Origin of the sequence: Xanthobacter sp. 91 (assembly GCF_000702385.1) — a bacterium.
GTDB classification, from domain to species: Bacteria; Pseudomonadota; Alphaproteobacteria; order Rhizobiales; family Xanthobacteraceae; genus Xanthobacter; species Xanthobacter aminoxidans.
Map to the genome: position 1 here is coordinate 4,015,743 of NZ_JNIB01000001.1, position 18,030 is coordinate 4,033,772.

An 18,030-nucleotide genomic window follows, 5' to 3' on the forward strand; every position below is an offset into this window, starting at 1 on the left:
CGCCCCGGCTCAATAGGCTTACGAAGTCGCGATCAGATGACGCCGGATCTCGTCCGCTACCGCCGCCGCGTGGGTCTGCGCCAGATCATGTCCCGCCCCCGGCAGGATGCACAGGCGCGAATTGGGCAGCAGGCGCGCCAGCCTTTCCCCGACCGCCACCGGGCTGATGGGATCGGCGTCGCCCCACAGCAGCAGCGTCAGCGCGCGGACCGAGGGCAGCCGGTCGGAAAGATCCTCGACGGGATCGGCGATCCACCGCGCCGCGTCCGGGAAGGCGCCGAAATAGTCCGGGCGCCAGTCTTCTCCGCCCAGATCAGCCACCGGAACCCCGCCCGAGGTCACGCATAGGACCAGTGTCCGGACAAGGTGGGGGAAGGCGAGCGCCAGCTTCAGCGCGATATAGCCGCCCATGGACTGGGCGACGATGGCCACCGGCTGGCGCATGCGGTCCGCGACCCGCCCGACGAGATCATCGATGCTGTTCACGTCCGCGCTGGCGGGCTGGCTGCCCAGTCCGGGCCAGGAGAAGAACGTGCCCTCCCATGCGGCCCGGGCCGCGACGGGCTTCCAGAACGCGGCGTCTCCCGTTGCGCCGGGCAGGAACAGCGTCTCGATCATGGCTTGGCGGGCCGGATGGCTGCGGGCGGCTAGACCGCCACCGGGGCCTTGATGGCCGGGTGGGGATCGTAGTTCACGATCTCGATGTCCTCGTAGCGGAAGGCGAAGAGGTCCGTTACCGCCGGGTTCAGCCGCAGGGAGGGCAGGGCGCGCGGGGTGCGGGAGAGCTGCTCGCGGGCCTGATCGAGGTGGTTCACATAGAGGTGCGCATCGCCCAGCGTATGGACGAAATCGCCGACGCCCAGCCCCGTCACCTGCGCCACCATGTGGGTGAGCAGCGCATAGGAGGCGATATTGAACGGCACGCCGAGGAACACGTCCGCCGAGCGCTGGTAGAGCTGGCAGGAGAGCTTGCCCTCCAGCACGTAGAACTGGAACAGGCAGTGGCAGGGGGGCAGGGCCATCTTCGCCACGTCCGCCGGGTTCCAGGCGGTGACGATGAGGCGGCGCGAATCAGGGTTGCGGCGGATGTCGGAGACCACCTGCGCGATCTGGTCGATCACGCCGCCCTCCGGCGTCGGCCAGGAGCGCCACTGGTGGCCGTAGACCGGGCCGAGATCGCCCTTGGCGTCGGCCCACTCGTCCCAGATGGAGACGCCGTTTTCCTTGAGGTAGCGGATGTTGGTGTCGCCGGCGAGGAACCACAGAAGCTCGTGGACGATGGATTTCAGGTGCAGCTTCTTGGTGGTCACGAGGGGGAAGCCGCGCGCCAGATCGAATCGCATCTGGTGCCCGAACACCGAGAGGGTGCCGGTGCCGGTCCGGTCGTCCTTGCGCACGCCCTCATCGAGAATGCTGCGCAGGAGCTGCTGGTAAACTTCCATTAGGTATGTCCGGCCAAGATCAAGCGCCATAAGGCTTTCGCCGTCCGACTTTAGCCCGCCCGTCCGGATGCGGCCAGCACCCGCCGGCCGCCATCCACATGCCGGCGGGAACATGGTTGCCGGCTTCTTATGGCAAGGCTGACGCTGGGACAGGTGTGGCACGGCGGGGGCAGATGGCGAAAAAGTGAGGGATTTCCGCAGCGTATGACCCTTGGAGACCCCCTTTTTCGCCACGACCCGGCCGTATTAGACCAGCAAGAGCACGCACCAAGACTCGTGACGATCAAGGGCAAGACACATGAGCTCCCAAACCAACCTCACGGCAGCGCTGCTCGAGGTTCGCGCCTATCTGGCGCAGGAAGCGCAGGCCGAGGACTTCCGCAACGAGGCCGCCTGGGAGGCGGGATCGAGCCGCGAGGAGCACGCCGCCAGCGATGCCCTCACCCGGCTCGACGAGGTGCTGCGCCAGATCAAGGCCCAGCAGCGCCCGAATAAGGAAGACCGCGCCCAGTCGCGCAACCACGACCGGGTGCGCCTGCACCACGCTCACCTCGCGGCGTGAAACGTGGCGAGGCGGCCCATGGCTGCCTCGCTCCCCGGCCAAGCGACGGCGCAGACGGAGCGCTGAGCCGGGGACCAGGGGAGAGTCCGGCGCAGCCGGCGATTCTCCTGAGCCGTTGAATTGAAGCGCCTGCGGCGGTCTCTTGCGCTGGACCCCGGCTCGCATTCCGCTGATCGCTGCATGCGTCCGGGGTGCGAGGGTCTCCTGATCTCCGCCTACCCCCGCCCATCAGGCGCCGCCGATGGCCTCGAACAGCGCGGCATCCGCGCCGAGGCCGGCATTGGGGGTGGTGAGCAGCGTGTCCCCGTAGAACACCGAATTCGCCCCCGCGAGGAAGCACAGGATCTGCGCCTCACGGCTCAGGGCGGCGCGTCCAGCCGAGAGGCGCACCCGCGAGGCGGGCATGACGAGGCGGGCGGTGGCGACCATGCGCACGATCTCCAGCGGGTCCACCGGCGGGCGATCGGCCAGCGGCGTGCCTTCCACCGCCACCAGCGCATTCACCGGCACGCTTTCGGGATGCGGATCGAACCCCGCCAGCACCTGAAGCATGGCCGCGCGGTCGCGCATGGTCTCGCCCATGCCGATGATGCCGCCGGAGCACAATTCGATGCCCGCCGCGCGCACGCAGGTGAGGGTATCGATCCGGTCCGCATAGGTGCGGGTGGTGACGATCTCGCCGTAGAAATCCGGCCCCGTATCGAGATTGTGGTTGTAGGCGGTGAGCCCGGCCTCGGCGAGGCGCTGGGCCTGGTGCGGCTCCAGCATGCCGAGCGTCACGCAGGCCTCCATGCCGAGGCCGCGCACGCCGCGCACCATCTCCAGCACGGCGTCGAACTCGCGCCCTTCCTTCACCCGCCGCCACGCCGCGCCCATGCAGAAGCGCTCGGCGCCGTTGACCTGCGCCTGTTCGGCGAGGGCGATGACGGAGGCGGGATCGAGGAACTTCTCGCGCGTCAGGTCCACTTCCGCATGGCGGGCGGACTGGGAGCAATAGGCGCAATCCTCCGGGCAGCCGCCGGTCTTGATGGAGAGCAGGCTCGCCCGCTGCACTTCGTTGGGATCGTGATTGGCGCGGTGGACGGCATTGGCCCGGCCCACCAGCTCCAGCAAGGGCAGGTCCATGAGCGCCGCGATCTCGTCAACGGTCCAGTCGTGGCGGATCGTGCCGTCTTCAGCCATGCCCATATGCCCATGCTCCTTGCGATGTGGGAGGGCTGGTCTAGTCGGCTTCGCGGCGCGTTCCAATACCGCCGGCATTCCCAATTGGGTGACTTGACCTATGCGCGTGCTGCAGTGCAGCGTTGACATTGGGCTTTCGTATACATCACAGTGTCATTGTTCCAAGGGGGGTCCCGGAAGGGGCTGAGATATCGCAAGTTCGCGGGGGGAATGCTCCGCGGCGCCGCGATGACCCTTCGAACCTGATCCGGGTCATACCGGCGAAGGGATCGGAACTTGTGCTTCCCGGCGCTCAGCGTCGCTCCGCACCCGTCTCCTAGCTCAACACCCCGGTTCTCGTTGAAAGCGCAAGCTGAACGGAGATCCGCAATGCTGGACGAAGCCTCGACGTCCTCCCTGAAAGTCACCACCGGGCCACTGCCCCATTCGCGCAAGGTGTTTGTGTCCGCCACCCGGCCGGACGTGCGCGTCGCCATGCGCGAGATCGCGCTGACCGATCCGTCCGAGCCGCCGGTGAAGGTGTACGACACCTCCGGCCCCTATACCGACCTCGATGCCGTCATCGACCTCACCAAGGGCCTGCCGCAGCTGCGCGCCCAGTGGATTCGCGAGCGCGGCGACGTGGAAGAGGTGGAGGCCCGCGCCGTCCGCCCCGAGGACAACGGCCTGAAGGAGGGCCAGTCCTCCACCCTGCCGCAGTTCGATCTCTCCGGACGCAGGCCGCTGCGCGCCAAGGCGGGCAAGCGCCCGACCCAGATGGCCTATGCCCGCGCCGGCATCATCACGCCCGAGATGGAATATGTCGCCGCCCGCGAGAACCTCGCCAAGGTGAACGGCGGCGCCCATCCCCACCATCAGGCCATGGGCCTCGGCGCGGCGATCCCCGCCGAGATCACCCCGGAATTCGTGCGGCAGGAAGTGGCGCGCGGCCGCGCCATCATCCCCAACAACATCAACCACCCCGAAACCGAGCCGATGGCCATTGGCCGGAACTTCCTCGTGAAGATCAACGCCAACATCGGCAATTCGGCCGTGACCTCGGGCGTGGCGGAAGAGGTGGACAAGCTGGTGTGGGCCACTCGCTGGGGCGCCGACACGGTGATGGACCTCAGCACGGGCAAGAACATCCACACCATCCGCGAATGGATCATGCGCAACTCGCCGGTGCCCATCGGCACCGTGCCGCTCTATCAGGCGCTGGAGAAGGTGAACGGCGTCGCCGAGGACCTGACCTGGGAGATCTTCCGCGACACGGTGATCGAGCAGGCCGAGCAGGGCGTGGACTACATGACGGTGCACGCCGGCGTGCGCCTGCCCTTCGTGCCGCTCACCGCCAACCGCGTCACCGGCATCGTCTCGCGCGGCGGCTCCATCATGGCCAAGTGGTGCCTCGCGCACCACAAGGAGAGCTTCCTCTACGAGCATTTCGAAGAGCTGTGCGAGATCCTCGCCCAGTATGACGTGGCCTTCTCCCTCGGCGACGGCCTGCGCCCCGGCTCCATCGCGGACGCCAACGACGCCGCGCAGTTCGCCGAGCTGGAGACGCTCGGCCAGCTCACCGAGATCGCCTGGAAGTACGATTGCCAGGTGATGATCGAGGGCCCCGGCCACGTGCCGCTCCACCTCATCCGCGAGAATGTGGAGAAGCAGCTCAAGGTCTGCCACGAAGCGCCGTTCTACACCCTCGGCCCGCTGGTGACGGACATCTCCCCCGGCTACGACCACATCTCTTCCGCCATCGGCGCGGCGATGATCGGCTGGTTCGGCACGGCGATGCTCTGCTACGTCACGCCGAAGGAGCATCTCGGCCTGCCCGACCGCGACGACGTGAAGACCGGCGTCATCTCCTACAAGATCGCCGCCCACGCCGCCGACCTCGCCAAGGGCCACCCGGCCGCGCGCATCCGCGACGATGCGCTCTCCCGGGCCCGCTTCTCCTTCCGCTGGCGCGACCAGTTCGCGCTCTCGCTCGACCCGGAGACGGCCGAGCGCTTCCACGACGAGACGCTCCCCGCCGAGGGCGCCAAGGTGGCGCACTTCTGCTCCATGTGCGGGCCGAAGTTCTGCTCCATGAAGATCTCGCAGGAGCTGAAGCTGGAAGCCGGCGACATCGCCCGCGCCCAGGCCGACAACCTCGCCTCCTCGGGCATGGCCGAGATGGCCCAGAAGTTCCGCGACGGCGGCGGCCTGATCTACACGCCCGCCCCGGAAGTCGCGCCCCCTCCGCCCGCCGCGGCGGAGTGAGGGCAGGGCGCTGACGGCGCCAGCGCAGGACTGAAAAGAAAAGGCCGGGCCTTCGCAGCCCGGCCTTTTTTACATTCCGGCTCGCGAGCCCGTCAGGCCGGCGCGCCTTCCTTCAGCAGTTTCCAGGTGATGGAATCCAGCAGCGCCTCGAAGGAGGCGTCGATGATGTTGGGGGAGACGCCCACCGTGGTCCAGCGGTCGCCGGTCTCGTCCGCGCTCTCGATCAGCACCCGCGTCACCGCCTCCGTGCCGCCGTTGAGCACGCGCACGCGATAGTCGGTGAGGTGGAGGCCCGAGATGAAGGGCTGGTACTTGCCGAGATCCTTGCGCAGGGCCACGTCCAGCGCGTTCACCGGGCCGTTGCCCTCGGCGGCGGAGATCAGGGTCTCGTCGTCCACCTTCACCTTCACGATGGCCTCGGCGACGGTGACAAGCTCGCCCTGCGCGTTGTAGCGGCGCTCCACGTTCACCTTGAAGCGCTCCACGGCGAAATAGTCCGGCACCGAGCCCAGCATGCGGCGCGCCAGAAGCGCGAAGGAGGCGTCCGCCGCCTCGTAGGAATAGCCCAGCGCCTCGCGCTCCTTCACCTCGTCCAGCAGGCGGGCGATGCGCGGGTCCTTCCGATCCACCGGCACGCCGAGGCGCTCCAGCTCGGACAGGACGTTGGAGCGGCCGGCCTGGTCGGAGACCATCACGCGGCGGCGGTTGCCCACCTTCTCCGGCGCGACATGCTCGTAGGTGGCGGGGTCCTTCAGGATGGCGGAGGCGTGGATGCCGGCCTTGGTGGCGAAGGCGCTCTCGCCCACATAGGGCGCGTGCCGGTCGGGGGCGCGGTTCAGCATCTCGTCGAGCGTGCGGGACACATGGACCAGCTCGCCCAGCGCCTCCTCTCCCACGCCGATGTCGAAGCGCTCGGCGAAATCCTTTTTCAGCAGCAGCGTGGGGATGAGCGAGCAGAGATTGGCGTTGCCGCAGCGCTCGCCGAGGCCGTTGAGCGTGCCCTGGATCTGCCGCGCGCCGGCGCGCACGGCGGCCAGCGAATTGGCCACCGCCTGCTCGGTGTCGTTGTGCGCGTGGATGCCCACATTCGTGCCCGGCACCACCTTCACCACCTCGGCGACGATGGCTTCCACCTCGTGGGGCAGCGTGCCGCCATTGGTATCGCACAGCACCACCCAGCGCGCGCCGGCCTCGTAGGCGGTGCGGGCGCAGGCGAGGGCGAAGTCGGGGTCTTCCTTGAAGCCGTCGAAGAAATGCTCGCAATCCACCAGCGCCTCGCGCCCGGCGGCAATCGCCGCCTCGACGCTCTCGCGGATGGAGGCGAGGTTCTCCTCCTTCGTGGTCTCCAGCGCCACCCGCACCTGATAGGCGGAGGATTTGGCGACGAAGCAGATGGCGTCGGCGTTGGCCGCCAGCAGCGCCGCGACGCCGGGATCGTTGGAGGCCGAGCGGCCGGGGCGCTTGGTCATGCCGAAGGCGGTCACGCGCGCCTTGGCGTCGTGCTTCTCGGCAAAAAGCTGCGTGTCCGTGGGATTGGCGCCGGGATAGCCGGCCTCCACATAGTCCACGCCCAGCCGGTCCAGCAGGGCAAGCACCCTGAGCTTGTCGGCCACGGTGAAATCGACACCGTTCGTCTGCGCCCCGTCACGCAGGGTGGTGTCGAAGAGGTAGAGGCGTTCACGCCCCTCGGCAGCTGCGCCCGTCATTGCCCGGCCCCTTCCCCCAGCGTCTTCGTCATCGCCGTGTTGGCGAGCCAGGTGTCGGCCAGCGGCACCATGTTGCGGCGCTGGGGCTCGTAGCCGCGCTTCTGGAAGAAGCCGAGGGCGGTGTCGCTGGCGTCCACGGTGAGCTTGCGGGTGCCGCGCGCCTTGGCCAGCGTCTCGGCGGCGTCGCACAGGGCTTTCGCGACCCCGGTGCCGACGGCGTCCGGCGCCACATAGAGCATGTCGATGTGGGCATTGTCCTTCAGCGAGACGAAGCCGGCCACCGTCTTGCCGCGCAGGGCGACGAGGGTGAGGCTGGCGGCGAGGCGGGCGGCGAAGGCCTCCGCGTCGTCGGCCTTGGCGGCCCAGGCGTCCTGCTGCTCGCTGTCGTAGTCCTCGCCGGTCAGCTCAGCGATGGCGGCGCGGAACAGGTCGGCCAGCGCCGGCGCATCGGCGGGGAGGTAGGGGCGCAGGGAAATGGCGCTCATCGCGACACCTCCCAGCTGGTGGTCCCGTCCTTGTTGTCCATCAGCACGATGCCCTTGGCGGCCAGCTCCTCGCGGATCTGGTCGGCGCGCTTGAAGTCCTTCGCCTTGCGGGCGGCGATGCGGTCGGCGATGAGGCCGGCAATCACCCCCTCGTCGAGGGCAATGCCCTCCTTCTGCCGCGCGCGCCACCCGGTTTCGGTATCCCCGAGCAGGCCGAGCAGGTTGGCCGCGCCCTTGAAGCGGCGGCGCAGAGCGGAGGAGGTGTCCTCGTGCTCCGCCACTTCGGCGAGGTGGTGCAGGTGGGCGATGACGGAGGGCGTGTTGAGGTCGTCGGACAGGCGGTCGGCAATCTCGCTCTCGAACGGGTTGGCGTCGCCTGTCTCGGCCTCCACGTCGCCGATCACGCGATACCATTTGTCCAGCGTCTTGGCGGCGAAGCCGAGGCCCTGGCGGGTCCAGTTGATGGGCTGGCGGTAGTGGGTGGAGAGCATGGCGAGGCGCAGCACCTCGCCCGGCCACTCGTCCAGCAGCTCGCGGATGGTGACGAAGTTGCCGAGGGACTTCGACATCTTCTCGCCTTCCAGCATCAGGAAGCCGTTGTGCATCCACATCTGCGCCATGACGCCGGAATGGAAGGCGCAGCGCGACTGCGCGATCTCGTTCTCGTGGTGCGGGAAGACGAGGTCGATGCCGCCGCCATGGATGTCGAAGGTCTCGCCCAGGTGCTTCCAGCTCATGGCCGAGCATTCGATGTGCCAGCCGGGGCGGCCGGGGGTGGTGATGCCGCAGGGCGAGGGCCAGCCGGGCACGCCCGCGGCGCTCGGCTTCCACAGCACGAAGTCCATGGCGTCGCGCTTGTAGGGGGCGACGTCCACGCGGGCGCCGGCCATCATCTCGTCCAGTGAGCGGCGGGAGAGGCGACCGTAGTCCGGCATGGAGGGCACGTGGAACAGCACATGCTCCTCCGCCACATAGGCATGGCCGGAGGCGACGAGCCGCTCGATGAGGATGCGCATCTCCTCGATATGCTCGGTGGCGCGGGGCTCCACGGTGGGCGGCAGGCAGTTCAGCGCCGCCGTATCCTCGCGGAACCAGCGATAGGTCTCTTCCGTCAGGTCGCGGATGGAGATGGCGCGATCGGCGGCGCGGGCGTTGATCTTGTCGTCCACGTCCGTGATGTTGCGGACGTACTTGACGTGCTCCGCCCCGTAGAGGCGCCGCAGCAGCCGGAACAGCACGTCGAAGACGATGACCGGGCGGGCATTGCCGATATGGGCATGGTCGTAGACCGTCGGCCCGCACACATACATGCGCACGTTCAAGGGATCGAGCGGACGCAGCAGGTCCTTCGAGCGGGTCAGCGTGTTGTAGAGCCTGAGCTCCATGGATCGTTCCCCCGAATGGCGCACAAGCGCCAAGCCGGTCCACCGGCCGGGGCGTCCAGATCCTTGTCTAAGAAGATGAGCAAAGGACGGCCGCGGCCAGCTTTTCGGCTAACCGCAAATAATCGCCGCAATGGCGCAGATGGTGACGAGACCGCCGTTCATGGCGCGGGACAATGGTTCGGGCGCGGGCGCTCGTCAAGATGTTTCACACCGCCCGGCGCGGCCCCGCACCTCCGGATATCGTTATCTTCCCCAGCTTGACCTGCCCCTTGGTGAGCGTCTATCCCCGGCTGAGTTGCGCCGGGCGGGGGTCGGGGCGCATCCGATGATCCCGCCCGTGACCCGAAAGCGCATCGCCGCGTTCGGGACGCGCCTGTCAAAGAGGTGCCGACCTGTCCATGCCGCTGATCCGAACCCTCGCCGCCGTCACCGTGGCGAGCCTGTCGCTGATGGCGCCGGCCATGGCGGAGACGCGCATTTTCCTCATCGACAATTCCGACGGCTCCGGCATCGATTCCTGCCTCGCCTCCGGCGCGCCGTGCGGGCGGAAGGTGGCGGAAGCCTGGTGCCGCACCCACGCCTACACGCAGGTCATCGACTTCGGCCGCGTGGCGGTGCCCGCCTCCGCCTTCACCCCCTCCAGCGTCGCCTCGCCGGCGACGACCTGCACCGGCCCGCTCTGCCCGGAAACGGTGGCCATCACCTGCTCGCGGTAGCCCGGCTGCGCGCGATCACCCGGATGGTCCCCTCGATCCCGAAATGCCATTTCATGGCAAAGCTTTAGGTCCGCGTTTTGTGATCGCCGGGCCTGATGCTTCGTCCCCGGATCAGCTATGTTCGGCCCCGGCCTGCCCCAGCGGCACCGCTGCGGGCGGGTCCAAACATGCCTGAAACAGACTGACCGGGAGAGGATCGCCCATGTGCGAGACGTGTTCATCACCGTCCATCGGACGCCGACGCCTGCTTGCCGGCGGACTGGCGGGTGGACTGGCCCTTGCGGCCGCGCCGCTGTTCGCCGCCTCCGCCTTCGCCCAGTCGAGCGGTGGCTATGGCACGGCCACACCGGTCACTCCGGATGAAGCCATGAAGCGTCTGGTGGACGGCAATGCCCGCTACGTGGCCGGCACGCCCCAGCAGGCGGACTATTCCGCCGGCCGCCTGCAGCGCACGACGGGACAGCAGCCGTTCGCGGCCATCGTCGCCTGCTCGGATTCGCGGGTGGTCCCGGAACTGGTGTTCGACCAGGGGCCGGGCGAACTGTTCATCGTGCGGGTGGCCGGCAACTTCATCGATGAAAACGGGCTGGCGAGCCTGGAATTCGCCACCGCGGTGCTGGGCGTGAAGCTCATCCTCGTGCTCGGCCATGCCTCGTGCGGCGCGATTCAGGCGACCATCACGTCCATCAAGGACAACACCCTGCCGCCCGGCCACCTGCCGAGCCTCGTCAACGCTATCCGCCCGGCCGTCTATGAGGCCATGCGGAGCAACCCGGCCGATCTCCTCGCCGCCGCCAGCGACATGAACGTGAAGATGAACGCCAAGCTGGCGCAGACCGCGGCACCGATCCTGTCGGAGCGGGCCGCCGCCGGGAGGTTGAAGTCGGCCGCTGCCATGTACGATATCGGCACCGGCAAGGTGAACTTCCTCTGACCTGCCTCTGACGCATGCGCCGCGCGCCCGGGGCGGAGGTGATCTCCCGCCTGTGCGCGCGGCGTTTCTCTTCCCGTTACTTCAGGAAGTCCCCGCACTTCGGCACGTCGGTGTTGCCGCCCCACGGCATGATCGGGACGGTGGAGGTGGAGTTCTTCGGGCTGCCGTCGATCAATTTGTCGGAATAGACGAGATAGACGAGCACGTTCCGTTTGGTGTCGCAGCCGCGCACGATCTGCATCTTCTTGAAGAAGAAGGAGCGGCTCTCGCGGAACACCACGTCGCCCTGCTCGAACTTCGACTTGAAGGAGATCGGCCCCACCTGCCGGCAGGCGAGCGAGATGTCGGAGACTTCCTCCGCGAGGCCCACCATGCCCTTCACGCCACCCTTCTCGGGCGTGGTGTAGTGGCAGGCGACGCCCTCCACCACCGGATCGTCGATGCCGTAGACGGCGAGCTTGTCGTCGGGGGTCAGGAACTTCCAGACCGTGGACTTGCGGAAGATGAGGTTCGGCTCCTGCGCCAGCGCCGGCCCGCCCGCGAGCGCCATGACACCCAGCGTGGCACCCAGCGTGACACCCAGCGCGCCCGCGCCCGCGAGCGCGAGGCGGCCGAGGCGGCGGGTATGGGTGGGACGGATGGTCGAGACAGCGTGCGTCATGGAACTCCCCGGTAAGCTGCCACAGGCGGGCCCCCGACATATGGGATGCCCCGACCGCAGCGGAAGAGCGGCGCAATATCACTCCTCCGGCGATTGCCGACATTGACGGCCGACGCGCCGCGTGACACCCCTTTCGCCCCATCGCACGGTTTTCGCCCCAACCTAGAGAGCCGATCAACCGGCCCGAGGAGCACATCCATGGAGATCAAGCGCCGCCATTTCATTGGCGCGTCCGCCACCGCGCTCGCCACCGGCGCGGTCGCCGCCCCCGCCCTCGCGCAGACCCAGCCCGAGGTGAAGTGGCGCCTCACCTCCTCCTTCCCGCGCTCCCTCGACACCATCTTCGGCACGGCGCAAATCTTCGCCAAGTATGTGGCCGAGGCCACCGATGGCCGCTTCCAGATCCAGACCTTCCCGGCCGGCGAGCTGGTGCCGGGCCTGCAGGCGCTCGATGCGGTCTCCACCGGCTCGGTAGAGTGCGCCCAGACCGCGACCTATTTCTATACCGGCAAGGACACCGCGCTGGCCTTCGGCACCGGCGTGCCGTTCGGCTTCAACTCGCGCCAGCAGCACTCCTGGTGGTTCTTCGGCGGGGGCGAGCAGATCATCAACGGCGTGCTCGCCAAGTACAATGTCACCGGCATGCCGCTCGGCAATTCCGGCTGCCAGATGGGCGGCTTCTTCCGCAAGGAGCTGAACGACGTCGCCGACCTCAAGGGCCTGAAGTTCCGCATCGGCGGCATCGGCGGGCAGGTGCTGGCGAAGCTCGGTGTGGTGCCGCAGCAGATCGCCCCCAGCGACGTCTATCCGGCGCTGGAGCGCGGCTCCATCGACGCGGCGGAGTTCGTCGGCCCCTATGACGACGAGAAGCTCGGCCTCGTGAAGGTGGCCAAGTATTATTACTATCCCGGCTGGTGGGAGGGCGGCGCCATGCTGCACCTCGTCATCAACAACGCCCAGTGGAACGCGCTGCCGAAGCACTACCAGGCCATCGTCCGCAATGCCGCCGAGGCCGCCAACAACTGGATGCTGGCCAAGTACGATTCGGTGAACCCCCCGGCGCTGCGCCGGCTGGTGCAGCAGGGCGTGGAGCTGAAGCCGTTCCCTCAGTCCATCATGGAGGCGGGCTACAAGGCGTCCTTCGAGCTCTACAACGAGCTGGCGGCCACCAACCCGGCGTTCAAGCAGGCGCTCGACTCCATGCTCGCCATCCGCGCCGATCAATTGGTGTGGTGGCAGATCGCGGAATACGCCTACGACAGCTACAACATCCGCTCGCGCGGCCGCGGCTGAGCGCGCCGGACCGCAAACGGGCCGGCCCCTCACCTTCCGGAGAGGGGCCACAGTTTCGTCACCATTGTCCCCCGCTGTCGGTCTATAGAGGGGCGCCGGATCGGCACGGCGCCAGTGGAGAGAAGAGCTGAGGATGGAGTCCGCGCGAGGGATCGGCGCCATTCGGATGGCCCGGATTGCAGCCCGTGGAACGGCTGCGCGAGGTGCTGCGCGCCGTCTGGCGCTGGGCCTCATGGTCGCCCTCACCACCGCGGGCACCGCGCTGGCGCAGGCCGGCAGCCCCACCTGCCAGCAGCTCGAAGGCTCGCTGATGGCCCTCGACCGCAGCGCCGGCGGCGTCGCCAACCAGCAGGCGCAGGCCGCCAAGCTCCGTGGCGATCTCGACCGTCTGTCCGCCCAGGCGCGCGGCATGGGCTGCGATGCGCCGCGCGGCTTCCTCATCTTCCAGGGTCCGCCCCGTCCGCCCCAGTGCGACCAGATCGACGATCAGGTCTCGCGCCTGAGGTCGCAGATCGCAGGGCTTGAGCGCGGTGGCACCGACAATGGCGGCCAGCGCCGGGCGCTCATCATCGCCCTTGCCCAGAACAATTGCGGCCCGCAATACACCGCCGCCGTGCAGGCCGCCCGCCGCGCCGCCGAGCCGGCGAAGCCGAAGAACTTCTTCGAGGCCATCTTCGGAACCCAGCAGCCCCAGAGCGAGGAAACCTCGCCCGACCTCGACCTGATGCCGCTGGAGACGCCGAAGACCTATTCCTCGCGCACCGTGTGCGTCAGGACCTGCGACGGCTACTTCTTCCCCATGGCGAGCGCCACCAACTCCAGCCGCTACGCGCAGGACGAACAGCTCTGCAAGCGGCTGTGCCCGGGCTCGGATGCGCAGCTCTTCACCTATAGCGGCGACATCAAGTCGGCGGTGAGCATCTCCGGCCAGTCCTACATGTCGCTGCCCAACGCCCTGCGCTACCGCAAGGAGTTGGTGCCCTCCTGCACCTGCAAGCCGGCCGGCCAGTCGTGGGCGCAGGCCCTCGCCGGGCTTGAGGACGAGACCACCCTGCGCAAGGGCGACATCCTCGTGACCGAGGAGCAGGCGCGCGAAATGTCCGCGCCGCGCCCCGCCGAGCCGACCAAGGGCGGCAAGGCGGCCGCCAAGCCCCGGCCGGCAGCACCGCCGCGGCCGAAGCCGCCGCCGGCGGACCGGTGGCCGCCACCGTCGCCGCCCCCCTCGCCCCGGAATCCGAACAGCCGGGGCAGCGCAAGGTGCGCGTCATTCCCCTGCCGCGCTCCCAGAACGCCTTGAGCCAGCAGGGCACCGCCGGTCAAGGCACGGCGCAGTAAGCCACGGGGCGGGAATCTGACCTGCCTTCAATGCGTGTCATCGCCTGGACAAGCCGGGCGATGACAGTGTGGCGGCGCGAGGCCGCTTCAGGCCGTGCGGAACTCGCTGCTTCTATAGCCCTGCATGTAGAGCAGCGCGGTGAGGTCGCCGTGGTCGATGCGGGCATGGGCCGCTGCCGCCACCGCCGGCTTGGCGTGATAGGCGACGCCGAGGCCCGCCTCTCCCAGCATGGCGAGATCGTTGGCGCCGTCGCCCACCGCCATGGTCTCGGACGGGGCGAGGTGCAGCCGGTCGCGCAGCTCCACCAGCGTCGCGAGCTTGGCGTCGCGGCCGAGGATGGGCTCGGCCACCGCACCCAGCAGCGTGCCGTCTTCCACCAGCAGCTCGTTGGCGCGGTTCTCGTCGAAACCGATGCGCGCGGCGATCTCCTGCGTGAACAAGGTGAAGCCGCCGGAGACGAGGGCGGCATAGGCGCCGTTGGCTTTCATGGTGCCCACCAGCTCCGGCCCGCCGGGGGTCAGCGTGATGCGCTCGCGCAGCACGTCGCCCACCACGCCCGCCGACAGGCCGCGCAGCAGCGCCACGCGCTCGCGCAGGGCCGGCTCGAAGGCGATCTCGCCGCGCATGGCGCGCTCGGTGATGGCGGAGACGTGCGCCTTCAGGCCCACGAGGTCGGCCAGCTCGTCGATGCACTCCTGCCCGATCATGGTCGAATCCATGTCGGCGAGGAACAGGCGCTTGCGCCGGCCGGTCTCAAGCTGCACCACCACGTCGATGGGCGCGCCATTCAGCGCGCCGCGCACCGCATCCGCCAGCGCGCCCGCATCGGCGGCAAGTTCCGGGACGAAGTGGATATCGACCGCCACGCCTTCGTCCAGCACCACCGGATCCTGCGCCTGCGGCAGCACGGAAAGGGCGGCATGGATTGCCTCGTAGGTCAAAGCCGGGGCAGATGGGTTTGAAATCAGCGTCGCGACGTAGGCCATGGCATTTTCAAAGCTCGAAGGGGGAAAACCGTTGGCGGTGCTCATCGCAGGTCCGACCGCCAGCGGCAAGTCGGCGCTCGCGCTTGCCGTGGCCGAGCGGACGGGCGGCATCGTCCTCAATGCAGATTCCATGCAAGTCTATGGCGATCTTTGGGTGCTCACGGCGCGGCCGACCGTCGCGGAAATGGCGCAGGTGCCCCACGGCCTCTACGGCCATGTGGATGCGGACACGGACTATTCCGTCGGCCGCTGGCTGGAGGACGCCAAGCGCGCCCTCGCCGAGGCGGAGGCGGCGGGGCGCCTTCCGGTGTTCGTGGGCGGCACGGGGCTCTATTTCCGCGCATTGACGCAGGGGCTTGCCGAAATTCCCGCCATTCCCGAAGCGGTGCGCGCCGAGGTGCGCGGCGCCGCCGAGGCGCTGGACAGCGTCGCCCTCCACGCCCGACTTGCCACGGTCGATCCCGCGAGCGCCGAACGGCTGAAGGTGAATGACCGCCAACGGGTGCTGCGCGCGCTGGAGGTGATCCACGCCACCGGCCGCTCGCTCACCGACTGGCAGAGGGATGCTCAGCCGCCGGTGCTCGATGCGGCGGCCTGCGCGAAGATCGTGCTGGAGGTGGACCGGGAGTTGCTGCGCCAGCGCATCGACGCCCGCTTCGAGGCGATGATGGAAGCCGGGGCGTTGGAGGAGGTGCGTGCGCTCGCCGCGCGCAACCTCGCCCCCGACCGCACGGTGCTGAAGGCCCACGGCGCGCCGGCCCTCACGCGCTATCTCAAGGGGGAGATGTCCCTCGCCGAGGCCATCGCCGAGGGCCAGGGCGACACCCGCCGCTATGCCAAAAGGCAGGCGACCTTCTTCCGCCACCAGATGCCCGACTGGCCCACGGCAACGCCCGACGAAGGGCTCGATGTGCTGATGAAGAGCATGGAGGGGGGAGGGGGGTGACGCCCCCTCAGGCCACCAGCCCGCGCACCAGCAGATCGTGGTACTCCAGCGCGACCTCTTCTGCCGATTTGCCGCCGCCGGGCTTGAACCAGCGCACCATCCAGCTCAGCAGCGAGAGCACCGCGCGCCCGGTCATGGCCGCGCCCACCTCGCGGAAGGAGCCGTCGGCGACGCCGTCGGCGATGATCCGGCGTAGGAGGCCCTCATGGGCATCGCGCAAGGCGAGGGCATCGCCCTTCAGCCCGGTATTGGCCATGCCGGAGAAGCCCACCAGCATGGTGACGAAGCAATCGTAATTGTCGGCGAGGAAGCGGGCGTGGGCGACCATGAACTGCTTCAGCTGCTCGGCCGGCGGGTCCTCCCGCTTCACCGCCGCGGCTGACGCATCGTTGAGCCCGGTGAGCGTGAAGATGATGATGGCGTCGTAGATCTCCTGTTTGGAGGAGAAATAGTTGTAGATGGCGCCCTTGGAATAATTGAGCGACCGCGCCACCTCGCTGAGCGAGGAATCCACATAGCCCTTCTGCGCGAACATTTGCGCGGCCTGCCGCAGGATTTCCGCGCGCGGGTCGTTCATCATCGGCGGGCGGCCAAGGCGCGCGCCGTCGCCGTCCGCTGCGACGCGCAGGGCCGCCGATTTCGGCGGACGTCCGCGCCGCCGGGCGGGGGCCGGGCGGGCCGGCGCATCCTGTTCGTGGTCGCCTCGATCCTGCAGCGTCGTGCTCCTTGACGATTGGCTTTTATTTATATACCGACTGGTAGGAATGTAAATGCCTGCCGCCATCCGGCGGTGATTTCTAGCGCGGGAGACGCACCATGGCCGCATCCGGTAAGCCGATCTTCGACTGGGCCGACCCCTTCGATCTCAACAGCCAGCTCACCGAGGACGAGCGCCTGGTGCGCGACACCGCCCGCGACTATGCGCAGGAAAAGCTGCTGCCGCGCGTGACCTCCGCCTATCTCGACGAGCGCTTCGACCGCGAGATCATGAACGAGATGGGCGAGCTCGGCCTGCTCGGCCCCACCATCCCGGCGGAATACGGCGGCGCCGGCCTTGGCTATGTCGCCTACGGCCTCGCCGCGCGTGAGGTGGAGCGGGTGGATTCGGGCTACCGCTCGGCCATGAGCGTGCAGTCCTCCCTCGTCATGCACCCCATCTATGCCTACGGCACGGAAGAGCAGCGCAAGAAGTACCTGCCCAAGCTCGCCACCGGCGAGTGGGTCGGCTGCTTCGGCCTGACCGAGCCGGACGCCGGCTCCGATCCCGCCGGCATGCGCACCCGCGCCGAGAAGATCGACGGCGGCTACCGCCTCAACGGCGCGAAGATGTGGATCACCAATTCGCCCATTTCCGACCTCGCGGTGGTGTGGGCGAAGTCCGCGGCGCACGACAACGCCATCAAGGGCTTCGTCGTGGAGCGCGGCATGAAGGGCTTCTCCACCCCCAAGATCGAGGGCAAGCTCTCGCTGCGCGCCTCCATCACCGGCGAGGTGGTGCTGGAAGACGTGGAGATCCCGGAAGAGAACCTCCTGCCCAACGCCGCCGGCCTGCCCGGCCCCTTCGGCTGCCTCAACCGCGCCCGCTACGGCATCGGCTGGGGCGCCATGGGCGCGGCGGAGGCCTGCTATGCGGCCGCCCGCCAGTACACGCTGGATCGCAAGCAGTTCGGCAAGCCGCTGGCCGCCACCCAGCTGGTGCAGAAGAAGCTGGCTGACATGGCGACCGAGATCGCGCTGGGCCTCCAGCTCGCGCTGCGCGCCGGGCGGATGTTCGATGAGGGCACGCTGCCCATCGAGGCCATCTCCTTCCTGAAGCGCAACAATTGCGGCAAGGCGCTGGACATCGCGCGGGTCGCCCGCGACATGCACGGCGGCAACGGCATCTCGGCGGAATTCCACGTCATCCGCCACGCGGCGAACCTGGAGACGGTGAACACCTACGAGGGCACGCACGACATCCACGCGCTGATCCTCGGCCGGGCGATCACCGGGATCCAGGCGTTCTTCTGAGCATCGGTGCGGCGTTCCCGCATCACCGCCGTCATGCCCGGCCTTGTGCCGGGCATCCACGTCGGGCCGATGGGACGACGGCCGCACATGTGGTCCCGGCCGTACCACGTGGATGGCCGGGACAAGCCCGGCCATGACAAAC

The 18,030-nt window shown here is 68.4% G+C and carries 17 protein-coding genes and 1 riboswitch; of the genes, 8 read left to right on the top strand and 9 right to left on the bottom strand.

All coding sequences use genetic code 11. The features are described 5' to 3' along the window. Nucleotides 1-18: 18 nt before the first annotated feature. Nucleotides 19-618: an alpha/beta fold hydrolase gene (locus A37E_RS0118825; protein ID WP_029558018.1), complete on the bottom strand. Its 600-nt coding sequence runs from the start codon at nt 616-618 to the stop codon at nt 19-21. A gap of 29 nt (nt 619-647) precedes the next feature. Then, the gene (locus A37E_RS0118830) at nt 648-1,442 is read right to left on the bottom strand and encodes a thymidylate synthase (protein WP_029558019.1); all 795 of its coding nucleotides are present in this window, start codon (nt 1,440-1,442) and stop codon (nt 648-650) included. 298 nt (nt 1,443-1,740) lie between these two features. On the opposite strand from A37E_RS0118830, the gene A37E_RS0118835 reads away from it, so the two are divergent. After that, entirely contained in the window at nt 1,741-2,004 is a 264-nt protein-coding gene (locus tag A37E_RS0118835) for a hypothetical protein (RefSeq protein ID WP_029558020.1), read from the top strand. Between the two features lie 228 nt (nt 2,005-2,232). Here the strand turns inward: A37E_RS0118835 and bioB are convergent, their stop codons facing one another. Beyond that, nucleotides 2,233-3,186 carry a biotin synthase BioB gene (bioB, locus tag A37E_RS0118840; RefSeq protein ID WP_029558021.1) on the bottom strand — a complete coding sequence of 318 codons (954 nt, stop codon included), beginning with the start codon at nt 3,184-3,186 and terminating at the stop codon, nt 2,233-2,235. 154 nt (nt 3,187-3,340) lie between these two features. After that, a riboswitch (TPP riboswitch) is annotated at nt 3,341-3,473 on the top strand. Between the two features lie 82 nt (nt 3,474-3,555). Between bioB and thiC the strand changes: the two genes are divergently transcribed. Continuing rightward, nucleotides 3,556-5,430, top strand: a complete 1,875-nt coding sequence (gene thiC, locus A37E_RS0118845; protein ID WP_029558022.1) for a phosphomethylpyrimidine synthase ThiC — start codon at nt 3,556-3,558, stop codon at nt 5,428-5,430. Between the two features lie 92 nt (nt 5,431-5,522). Here the strand turns inward: thiC and cimA are convergent, their stop codons facing one another. The 3 genes from cimA to cysS are packed head-to-tail and all read right to left on the bottom strand — an operon-like array spanning nt 5,523 to nt 9,006. Then, the gene (cimA, locus tag A37E_RS0118850; RefSeq protein ID WP_029558023.1) at nt 5,523-7,136 is read right to left on the bottom strand and encodes a citramalate synthase; all 1,614 of its coding nucleotides are present in this window, start codon (nt 7,134-7,136) and stop codon (nt 5,523-5,525) included. Beyond that, nucleotides 7,133-7,621: a GNAT family N-acetyltransferase gene (locus A37E_RS0118855; RefSeq protein WP_029558024.1), complete on the bottom strand. Its 489-nt coding sequence runs from the start codon at nt 7,619-7,621 to the stop codon at nt 7,133-7,135. The genes cimA and A37E_RS0118855 overlap by 4 nt, the downstream gene beginning before the upstream one ends. Beyond that, nucleotides 7,618-9,006: a cysteine--tRNA ligase gene (gene cysS / locus A37E_RS0118860; RefSeq protein WP_029558025.1), complete on the bottom strand. Its 1,389-nt coding sequence runs from the start codon at nt 9,004-9,006 to the stop codon at nt 7,618-7,620. Before cysS ends, A37E_RS0118855 begins: the two co-directional genes overlap by 4 nt. Nucleotides 9,007-9,404: 398 nt before the next feature. Here cysS and A37E_RS0118865 point away from each other — a divergent pair, with 398 nt between their 5' ends. Together A37E_RS0118865 and A37E_RS0118870 are read left to right on the top strand one after the other, a co-directional pair. Continuing rightward, nucleotides 9,405-9,722 carry a hypothetical protein gene (locus A37E_RS0118865; protein WP_038193381.1) on the top strand — a complete coding sequence of 106 codons (318 nt, stop codon included), beginning with the start codon at nt 9,405-9,407 and terminating at the stop codon, nt 9,720-9,722. A 202-nt stretch (nt 9,723-9,924) separates the two neighbouring features. Next, entirely contained in the window at nt 9,925-10,656 is a 732-nt protein-coding gene (locus tag A37E_RS0118870) for a carbonic anhydrase (RefSeq protein WP_029558027.1), read from the top strand. Nucleotides 10,657-10,732: 76 nt separating this feature from the next. On the opposite strand, the gene A37E_RS0118875 is transcribed toward A37E_RS0118870, so the two are convergent. Continuing rightward, on the bottom strand, nt 10,733-11,206 hold the full coding sequence (locus A37E_RS0118875) for a CreA family protein (protein WP_197023073.1): 474 nt from the start codon (nt 11,204-11,206) through the stop codon (nt 10,733-10,735). 315 nt (nt 11,207-11,521) lie between these two features. Between A37E_RS0118875 and dctP the strand changes: the two genes are divergently transcribed. Together dctP and A37E_RS0118885 are read left to right on the top strand one after the other, a co-directional pair. Beyond that, nucleotides 11,522-12,610 (top strand): TRAP transporter substrate-binding protein DctP, encoded by a 1,089-nt coding sequence (gene dctP / locus A37E_RS0118880; RefSeq protein ID WP_029558029.1) that lies wholly within the window; start codon nt 11,522-11,524, stop codon nt 12,608-12,610. 166 nt (nt 12,611-12,776) lie between these two features. Beyond that, nucleotides 12,777-13,907, top strand: a complete 1,131-nt coding sequence (locus A37E_RS0118885; protein WP_081837677.1) for a DUF2865 domain-containing protein — start codon at nt 12,777-12,779, stop codon at nt 13,905-13,907. A gap of 125 nt (nt 13,908-14,032) precedes the next feature. Here the strand turns inward: A37E_RS0118885 and serB are convergent, their stop codons facing one another. Beyond that, a complete protein-coding gene (gene serB / locus A37E_RS0118890) occupies nt 14,033-14,932 on the bottom strand; it encodes a phosphoserine phosphatase SerB (RefSeq protein ID WP_029558031.1) in 900 nt (299 codons plus the stop codon). Between serB and miaA the strand changes: the two genes are divergently transcribed. Next, a complete protein-coding gene (gene miaA, locus A37E_RS0118895) occupies nt 14,931-15,878 on the top strand; it encodes a tRNA (adenosine(37)-N6)-dimethylallyltransferase MiaA (RefSeq protein WP_029558032.1) in 948 nt (315 codons plus the stop codon). The genes serB and miaA overlap by 2 nt on opposite strands. Before the next feature lie 7 nt (nt 15,879-15,885). On the opposite strand, the gene A37E_RS0118900 is transcribed toward miaA, so the two are convergent. Further along, nucleotides 15,886-16,704: a TetR/AcrR family transcriptional regulator gene (locus A37E_RS0118900; protein ID WP_348550884.1), complete on the bottom strand. Its 819-nt coding sequence runs from the start codon at nt 16,702-16,704 to the stop codon at nt 15,886-15,888. Here A37E_RS0118900 and A37E_RS0118905 point away from each other — a divergent pair. Further along, nucleotides 16,695-17,888, top strand: a complete 1,194-nt coding sequence (locus tag A37E_RS0118905) for an acyl-CoA dehydrogenase (RefSeq protein ID WP_029558034.1) — start codon at nt 16,695-16,697, stop codon at nt 17,886-17,888. The genes A37E_RS0118900 and A37E_RS0118905 overlap by 10 nt on opposite strands. Nucleotides 17,889-18,030 lie beyond the last annotated feature (142 nt).